We start from the raw sequence: 8,632 nt of genomic DNA on the forward strand, positions 1-8,632 counted from the left end.
GGTTCGCTAAATCTGCTCGTCTTCATCAAAATCTCCTCGTTCATAAAGCCCGAGAAAATTCTACTTTTGAAGCCCGTTAATTTGCGGGGGGATTACCGAGGCAGCGATGAGCAAATTGCATGTCGGGCGAACGAACACGATGGGTGAGATTGCCGAGGCCTGGCATAAGGGCGCACAGCGACTCTGCGCACGACTGACGTCGCTTTGATTGATAGCCCCGCGAGCGATTGCGGTATCGCGCTTGTCGAAGCGATTGAGACAATCACGTTCGCGCTGACGTGACGCCGGCGCGGTCAGGACGAAATGCCACCCTTGTTGCGAGGAAAGGCCATATGAATAGCCGGGGGCAGCCCATAGCCAGACTTGTGTCACGAAACAAGGAAGGCTTTTCACGAAAACGGTGACAAATCTCGGCTTCAGATGGCCACTCCGCCTCCTATTCGCTATTCAGTGATTTCTTAGAGCCCGCCGCATTCGACCATGTCTTTCTCGCCTCGTCGGCGACAAAGCGAACCTTCATCGTTTCAGTCGATGAGGAGAACTTCAACAATTCGTTCTTCAAGGAGGACACTGGTACTACCCCTTGCTATGTTTTAACTGGAGTCGGCTGAAGGTCCCCGGAGCTGATATGGGGCGCTTGAATCACAAATATCCTCATTGGAAAATTCGCCGATGGTGCGCTGCGACTGGATAACAATGGACGAGGTGCCAGAGAAGAAAATTCCACGAGGCGGTACGTTCGCAGCTTTCAGGCATCGTAACTATATTCTGATGTGGGTCGGAAATCTGGTTTCGAACTCAGGAGACTGGCTCGATCAAATTGCTCTGAACTGGCTGGTCATTTCGACAACAGGCTCACCCATTCACCTCGGACTGGTCAATTTGGCCCGAGGCTTGCCGAACACGCTGTTCGCGGTTGTAGGAGGCGCAGTTGCAGACCGGGTCGATCGCCGCCGTATGATGATGGTGACGCAGACTTTGGCAATGATGTTTGCTGTCAGCTTGTTTTTGCTCGTATACACCGGCGAGGCCCCCATCTGGGCTATCCTGATACTCACTACAGCGAGAGGCGTCGTGATCGCGTTCAATACGCCAGCGCGTCACACGTTAATATCGGAATTAGTGCCTAGCCACGACTTGGCGAGCGCCATCGCGCTTAATTCGATAGCCCTCAATATATCGAAGGTTATTGGCCCGCTGACAGCGGCAGCGATCATAGCGGGCTTCGGCGTCGCCGCCTGCTTTTTGGTCAATGCCGTGACATTCATCGCCGTATTGGCCATGCTTTGGTTGGTAAATCTTCCGCCAAAGCCGGTGCGTGTTGCTCGCAGCGAGGAATTCGTGACCACGCTACTAGGAGGCGTGCGCTATTTGCGGGAAAACGAAATGCTGTTTTTACTCGTTGCCGTAGCTTTGGTTCCAACCTTCTTTGCGCAACCTTACATCCAACTGCTCGCATTATTCGCCCACGATGTCTTCCACGTCGGGCCGACAGGATTGGGGATGATGGTATCAGTAGCAGCGATAGGTTCGATCGCAGGTGGGCTCTATTCCGCATGGCTTCAACGCGATGCAAGAAAGGGATCCGTGATGTTGCTTTTCATGGGCGGTTTCGGTGCATCCCTGCTTGCCTTCTCTTTGGCTCCCAACATTTACGTAGCTACGCCTCTGTTGTTTTTTGCCGGCGCAATGCATATTGCCTACAACTCGTCAAACAACACCATTTTGCAGCTTGCTGTGCACGACGACTATCGCGGACGGGTACTATCGACATTGTTCATGACGCGAGGCCTTGTATCTGTGGGGACTGCCACGACAGCGATGCTAGCAGCTGTCCTTGGGCCGCGTTTTGCGATGGCAATAATGGTATCGATTGTGATCCTGTTTGCCGTCACCCTTTGGACAACGACTCCGCGACTGCGGCATTTAAGCGTTTGACCAATACGGTTTCTCACTGATCAAGACTCATACGCGTGTTTTCTGGTGGCCATGGTTGCTGCATGTCTTCGCCGATAGTGGCTATGCGGCCGACAGGTTGAAGCGGCGACTGAAGAAGATCGGGCGCTGGACGGTCGAGATCATCAAGCGCTCAGACAAGGTGAAAGGCTTCGAGGTTCTGCCGCGTCGATGGGTGGTCGAACGGACCTTCGCGTGGCTTGGTAGATGCCGAAGACTGGCGAAGGACGTCGAAAAGTCCATCGCCTCCTCACAGACACGGATCATGATCGCCCACACTCGCCTGATCATATCATTGAAGGCTTTTCGAGTCCGACTCTCAGATATAGACCGACCTTGTGCGCTGATCGTGCTGTGCTGAAAACCGTGTTCCCCGCCTTGCCCAACGGCGCGGGATCCTGTTCTTTTGCCCGATACGGACCTCATTCTCGAAGCAAATCTCTATCCGTTTTACTCGGACTGCTCCGGCGGCAATCTGCGCCACTGCGGCGGGGAATCTTTTTTAGGACCGCGTTCGTTGAAACGCATGACCCAGTCCCGAACGATCTGCAGCGTGACATTGCCAAGACGGGCATCTGACCGCGTGCCGCCGTGGTAGATCGAGGCGAGTGCCGACAAGCGTCGTACCTGGGCTGCGTCCTTCGTCTGGCGCGCCAGCCGCCGGAGAACTTCTCCATCAAAATCGTCACGTAGTGAAATCCCTGATCGCATCGCAGACCTCCGGTCTGCGCTAGAGATTCATATTCACTGCGTTCTGGGAAGGCCAAAAAATCGCGGTCAGCGAGGCGGCGTATTAACCTTGCCATGAATGGCAAAGCGGCAGCTGGCCAAATGCGATACTCCTGCGATGCCAGTCCCCAAACCTATCTCTTCGGGTGAGTGGGTCCTCCTTGAGGAGCGATGCAACAGCTTGAATGGCAATGCGGCCGATTTCCTATCACGGCAACTCTCCCTATTGGGATGCTGATTGGTTAGCTCGCCTCCCTATAATATTCATCGGAGCCTGGAACGACGCTGTACCGGAATACGAGTCGGATGCGGAGAGTTGGCGGACGGCGCGACAAACGACCCTTGATCATCGGGGACGGACAAAACAGGAGATCTCACGCCCATGAAATCTTTGCTCTTCTCTGTGGTTCTGCTCCTTGTTTCCGCAATGGCTTTTCCAATCTCACTTGCCTTAGGCGAGGATCAGTCGCCGACAGGAAACTATTCGAACGTGGTGCTGGAGGGCGATCCCCAGCATCTGGGTTTTCCGGTTCCTTTTCCCGAACCGAACCTGCCGCCGGATGTCGGACCTTTTAATCCCCCGTCTTATGCAGTCAGTGAGACGGCACCTGCGATCGCAGAGATCTCGCGAACTGCGGGACGGGACGAGGTAGTCTCGATGACCGGCGTTGCTCTCGCTGACCAGTGCGCGTTCACGATATTTTCTCAGGCTGCGGGCGCGCAGCATGGCGCCGTCACGTCCGTAGCGCCTTTGGTCGCGGATGACACGGCGGCGACGCTTTTGCTCCCGGTCACGCTGCCTGCCTGGTCCATGTATTTGATCTGGCCTTCGCGCGGTGCTGACCACGGCAAGGCCATCGCCATCAACAGGACGGAAGCATGGTGGACAGGTCCGGAAAAAGGCGTTCCGGGTGAAGCTGTTTCCGTCTACGGTCGCAATCTCGCCCACGCGAACGGCAAGACGAGATCCCATGTCTACATCAAACCAACAGGTAGGCCTGGCTGGTATCTGAGACCGAGGTCGGTCAATCCGTTCAGGGTTGAATTTCAGATACCTGATCTGCCGGCGGCAACCTACGAAGTCTGGATGCACAACGGCCATGGCGGTCGCTATGGCTGGAGCGGACCACTAAAGCTGGAAATCCTTGCGAAATCGCCCTGGGCGGGCCAGGATCAGAACGTCGTTGACGTCACGCGTTTCGGTGCTATCGGCAATGGCGTCGTCGATGACACGCACGCCGTAGAGCAGGCGCTTGAAGCCGCTGGCAACTCCGCACCCGCAACGATCTATTTTCCCAAAGGGGATTTTCGGATCTCTGCCACACTTCACGCACCGGCCGAAGTCACTTGGCGCGGCGCAGGTATGGATGAAACAAAAATCCGCCTTGCCCGCGTCATTAAGGAGAGCATGATCGTCAGTCCGGGCGACAATGTCCGATTCCAAAACCTTACGCTGGTTGGCGACGGCAAGACCGACGGTCATCCCGTGGTCAGCCTTTCTTCGGCAAGGGACATCCGTTTTGAGGCCATGCGGATTGATGCATGGGGGGGACCTGCGCTCGACGCTCAGGATGTCCGCGGTTTATCCATCTACGCTTCGGAACTTGTCGAGAACGGCTCCTTCTACGGCACCAGCCGTCAGGTCTTTTTTATAGACAACAAGTTCCGGATGACCAGATACGGAGAATCCGTCGTGGCGCTCTGGGGCGGCAGCGATTTTTCGATGATCGGTAATGAATTGACCAACGCCGACGAGAGCCGCGATGACGGCCACGGCATTGGCAGGTTCTTTGTAGGACAGGCACACTTCGGTAGTTTGCGTAACCTTTACTGGGAAAGGAACGTGTCGCGGAATGCCGCCCCCCATGACTGCGACAAGGTCGACTGCAACAAGGGCGAACAGATCTGCTTTGAGATCGTCGGCAGCCAGTTGATCGATCGTTTCATCCGTGCTTCGGCAACCACCGTCACTTTCGGCGCGTTGCCGAATAGAGGCGAGCAGATTAAGAGCGGGCTTGATCTCGTCATTGTCGGCGGGCGAGGTGCAGGCCAGCACCGCCATATCGTTTCCACAAGCGGCTTCCGGGTCGTTCTGGAGCGCGCGTGGAACGTTATCCCGGATAAAACGAGCCGTTTCGCACTTGCGGCCACCGCCTCGCGAGCGGCGATCTACGACAACGCCTTCCAGGGACGTGACAGCTACGCCCAGCACGATTCCGACTCTACCGGTGTGCTTCTTTACGGCAACGTCTATGATGTGGTGGTGGACAGCAATAATATCTCTCGGATGAGGCATGGCATGATGACGGTCGCGCTCGACTCGACACGCGGCCTTAGTCCCTTTTTCCTTCAATATTCGAACAATCGTGTGAGCCAGAGCAACAGCGGTCTTTATGTGGGGACCACCTTTGCGGATTCCGGCGTGGCGGGTATCTGGGGGGGCCTCGGCAACGTCTACCGGGGGAACATATTTGAAGATATCGCTTACATCGGCGTCGAATATGAAACCTGGGATCACAGCGGATCTGATTACAACGGCACAGTGTTCGATCGAAACCGGTTTGATGGCGTGCGTTACGGCTTTGTTGATGCCTACAAGCTGATGTGGACACATGACGGCCGGTTCGAATCCGGCCCCCGATCGGGACGTTCGAGACGGATCAATACCGTGCTCCACGGGAACAAGTTCAGCCGCGGCGCAACGAGGTTGGAAGGCAGCATGGGCTTTCTCACGATGCACCCGGACAATACTTGGCTTAACATCGGTTCGAGATGGACCGACTTCTCGGGCGGCAATGCTGGTCCGCCCCTCTAAACGGCGGTCACAGCCGAGCCGCTGTTCAGAGGGGCTGGTGCTATTGGAGTTGCCCATAAAACCGGACAGGGACAGATTTCTGTTTGACGGTTTAAGGACTCACGCGGAGAGCCCTGCCGTTTCGTTGGCCGCAAGGAGAAATCGGAAAAATCCCTGCGTTTGTCATTCCTGTCATGTTTGATTGACACGACACACGACCTCAACAATCACAAAGCCATCGACCAGCGTTTTATTTCATGCGCCCGTTCGGACAAAACGACGCCTTCGTCATGTTTTCGTTTCGGTGCCAGGTACCAAGAGGGGCGAGGATCGGCCGCCAGCGTATCGCGCTCAGCTGCGCACCGTTTCTCGTTCGGCAAGCAGGGATGAAGGTCGATGGTCGCCTTTCCGGCGCCAGATCGAGAGCAAGGTCGTACCGTCGGCGAATTTGGCAGGGCATCCTCGGTCCACCTCCACTAGCGTGCTCGATTGTCGCGCCGCTTGGGAAAGGGATGGCCAATCGATCGTCAACTCCACTTCCAAGCGATCTCAGCGCCACATGCCGCGCATTTTGGCGCCGACATCCATACGGAGCTGCCGGGCGCTGCGCTCCGAGGAGGCCGCACTCACCTTCGGCCAAGCCGTCGTTTCGAAGAACTGCAGCAGAGTGGCGGGAATGAATCGTGTGCGGGAGGCGTAGACATGTCGATCACCCTGGCTGTGCTGGCCGCCGGTAAAGAAGCGCTGAGGTGTGATCAGCGCCAGACTGTCCTTGGCACGTGTCATGCCGACATAGAGTAGTCTGCGTTCTTCCTCTATTTCCGCGGTCGTGCCAACCCCGAGATCGGAGGGTATACAGCCATCGACAACGTTGAGCATAAACACCGAGTGCCATTCCTGGCCCTTTGCCGAATGAATTGTCGACAGGATCAGATAGTCCTCGTCGAGCAGCGGCACGCCAGCCTGATCGCTCGTCGCATCTGGCGGATCGAGCGTCAGTTCGGTCAGGAAGCGCTCGCGGCTGGGATATCCCGAAGCGATCTGTTCGAGCTGAAGAAGATCGGTCTTCCTCGTTTCGGCATCCTCGTGAATGCGGTCCAGATGCGGCTCATACCACTCGCGCGCCTGTGTGACCTCAGCAGGCCAGTCAGCATCGGCCTTTTTCAAACCCGTCAGAAGCTTGACGAAAGCGGTCCAGTCGGGACCAGCTTTCGGAGGAGGCGGAATTTCTGCCAGCGCCATCAGAGGTTCCGGATCCGCGGCGATCGTGCCGAGGATCTTGCCAGCCGTCGAGGGGCCAACACCAGGCAACATCTGCAGTAGCCGGAAACCGGCAACGCGGTCGCGTGGATTCTGGGCAAAGCGCAACACAGCCAGCATGTCTTTCACGTGCGCGCTGTCGAGGAATTTGAGCCCACCGAACTTCACGAAGGGGATGTTGCGACGCGTCAGTTCGACCTCCAGCGGTCCGCTATGGCTCGAAGCGCGGAACAGCACGGCCTGCTGCTTCAACGCCATGCCGACCTCGCGGTTGGCGAGCACCTGCTCGACGATATAATTGGCCTGGTCAGCCTCGTCCTTGACCGTCACTAGCATCGGGCGCTGCCCGGACTGCCGATCGGTCCAGAGGTTCTTGGTGAACCGCTCCCTTGCAAGATCGATTACGCCGTTGGCCGCCGCCAGGATGGTCTGTGTCGAGCGGTAATTCCGATCCAGCGTGATGATGTCGGCAGCGGGCGAGAATTCCTTCGGAAATTCCAGAATGTTGCGTACCGTCGCGGCGCGAAACGAATAGATCGACTGCGCATCGTCGCCGACCACCGTCAGACCGCGACCGCCCGGCTTCAGAGCCATCAGCACCGACGACTGAAGCTTGTTGGTGTCTTGATATTCGTCGACGAGGATATGGTCGAAGCGTCCGCCTACGTCGTCGGCAATCTCGGGATCGGACACCATCTGCGCCCAATAAAGCAGGAGATCATCGTAATCGAGGACGTGCTGCGTCTGCTTGGCCTCGACGTAGCCGGCAAACAATTCCTTCAGCTGCGCTTCCCAGCCGCTTACCCAAGGGTACTTCGCTTTCAGCACCGAGGGCAACGGCTCTTTTGAGTTAACCACGCGCGAATAGATCGACAGACACGTGCCCTTGGTCGGAAACCGGCTTTCCGTTTTCGAGAAGCCGAGCGCGTGGCGCACGAGGTTCATCAGGTCGGCGGAGTCTTCTCGGTCGTGGATAGTAAAGTCGACATCCAGCCCGATCTGTTCGGCATAGATCCGCAGCAGCCGCGCGCCGATGCCGTGGAATGTCCCCGACCACGCCAGCGCGTCCGTCAGGATAGCAGAATTGGCTCCAAGCACCTGCTTGCAAATGCGCTCGACACGACGGGCCATTTCGGAGGCAGCGCGCCTGGAAAATGTCATCAACAGGATGCGACGCGGATCGGCGCCATTGACGATCAGGTGCGCCACGCGATGGGCAAGCGTGTTGGTTTTTCCGGAGCCTGCGCCCGCGATGATCAGGAGCGGCCCACCCGACTGACCCTCCGATAGCGCGACCCCGTGTTCGACCGCCAGCCGCTGCTGATCGTTCAGCTTTTCCAGATAAGCAAGGCTCATTCCGGTTTCATCTCCTGCCTACGCTTCAATCTTCCCAACGAGGAAATTTTTCGGTCTGTAAATAACTCATCCGCTTGATCTGCTAATCGAACCGCAAGGTCCAAGACCACCGATATCGTGCCGCATTGCAAGTCGCAGGCTCCTGATGACACATTTTGCGCTAAAGAACAAATTAGGAACCCGCCGCACGCCGCACCCTGTTGAAAGAGGTCTTACTTATATGTTTGTCGAGAAGAATTCGCTCCATGGCTCGTTGATTCGAATGCCTATCAGGGCCTCCTGTGGCGCGCACCAAATGATGTAGTCCGGCAACGATCGGACAAACGTCGTCATCGGCCGGGTTCGACGGCTTCGAGGCAGGTTGCCAATTTTATGATGGTTCGATTTTGCACGAGCAGTATTTGCTCTGCTTGGAGCCTAGGGGAAGCAAGATCATAATTAGGTTCTGTTGACAAAGTAGGGTAGCCAAATCTTTGCGGCAGCCAACGCGAGGAAGGCTTCAAAGGAAGCTCTGGTCTTATCGTATCTGGTGGCGAT

4 protein-coding genes and 1 pseudogene are annotated in these 8,632 nt (G+C 56.6%); 3 read left to right on the forward strand and 2 right to left on the reverse strand.

All coding sequences use genetic code 11. From position 1 onward, the window contains the following. Positions 1-672: 672 nt before the first annotated feature. Positions 673-1,938 (forward strand): MFS transporter, encoded by a 1,266-nt coding sequence (locus tag ASD31_RS12210; protein ID WP_056333676.1) that lies wholly within the window; start codon positions 673-675, stop codon positions 1,936-1,938. 46 nt (positions 1,939-1,984) lie between these two features. Beyond that, a pseudogene (locus ASD31_RS12215) lies at positions 1,985-2,317 on the forward strand (transposase); the annotation flags it as partial. 89 nt (positions 2,318-2,406) lie between these two features. On the opposite strand, the gene ASD31_RS25970 reads toward ASD31_RS12215, so the two are convergent. After that, the gene (locus ASD31_RS25970) at positions 2,407-2,667 is read right to left on the reverse strand and encodes a hypothetical protein (RefSeq protein ID WP_156392633.1); all 261 of its coding nucleotides are present in this window, start codon (positions 2,665-2,667) and stop codon (positions 2,407-2,409) included. Between the two features lie 400 nt (positions 2,668-3,067). On the opposite strand from ASD31_RS25970, the gene ASD31_RS12220 reads away from it, so the two are divergent. After that, the gene (locus ASD31_RS12220) at positions 3,068-5,500 is read left to right on the forward strand and encodes a glycosyl hydrolase family 28-related protein (protein WP_082520550.1); all 2,433 of its coding nucleotides are present in this window, start codon (positions 3,068-3,070) and stop codon (positions 5,498-5,500) included. Positions 5,501-6,028: 528 nt separating this feature from the next. Here the strand turns inward: ASD31_RS12220 and ASD31_RS12225 are convergent. Further along, positions 6,029-8,095 carry an ATP-dependent helicase gene (locus tag ASD31_RS12225; RefSeq protein WP_056333678.1) on the reverse strand — a complete coding sequence of 689 codons (2,067 nt, stop codon included), beginning with the start codon at positions 8,093-8,095 and terminating at the stop codon, positions 6,029-6,031. Between the last annotated feature and the right edge of the window lie 537 nt (positions 8,096-8,632).

The sequence above is a fragment of the Rhizobium sp. Root482 genome (genome assembly GCF_001426565.1).
Taxonomy (GTDB): Bacteria; Pseudomonadota; Alphaproteobacteria; order Rhizobiales; family Rhizobiaceae; genus Pararhizobium.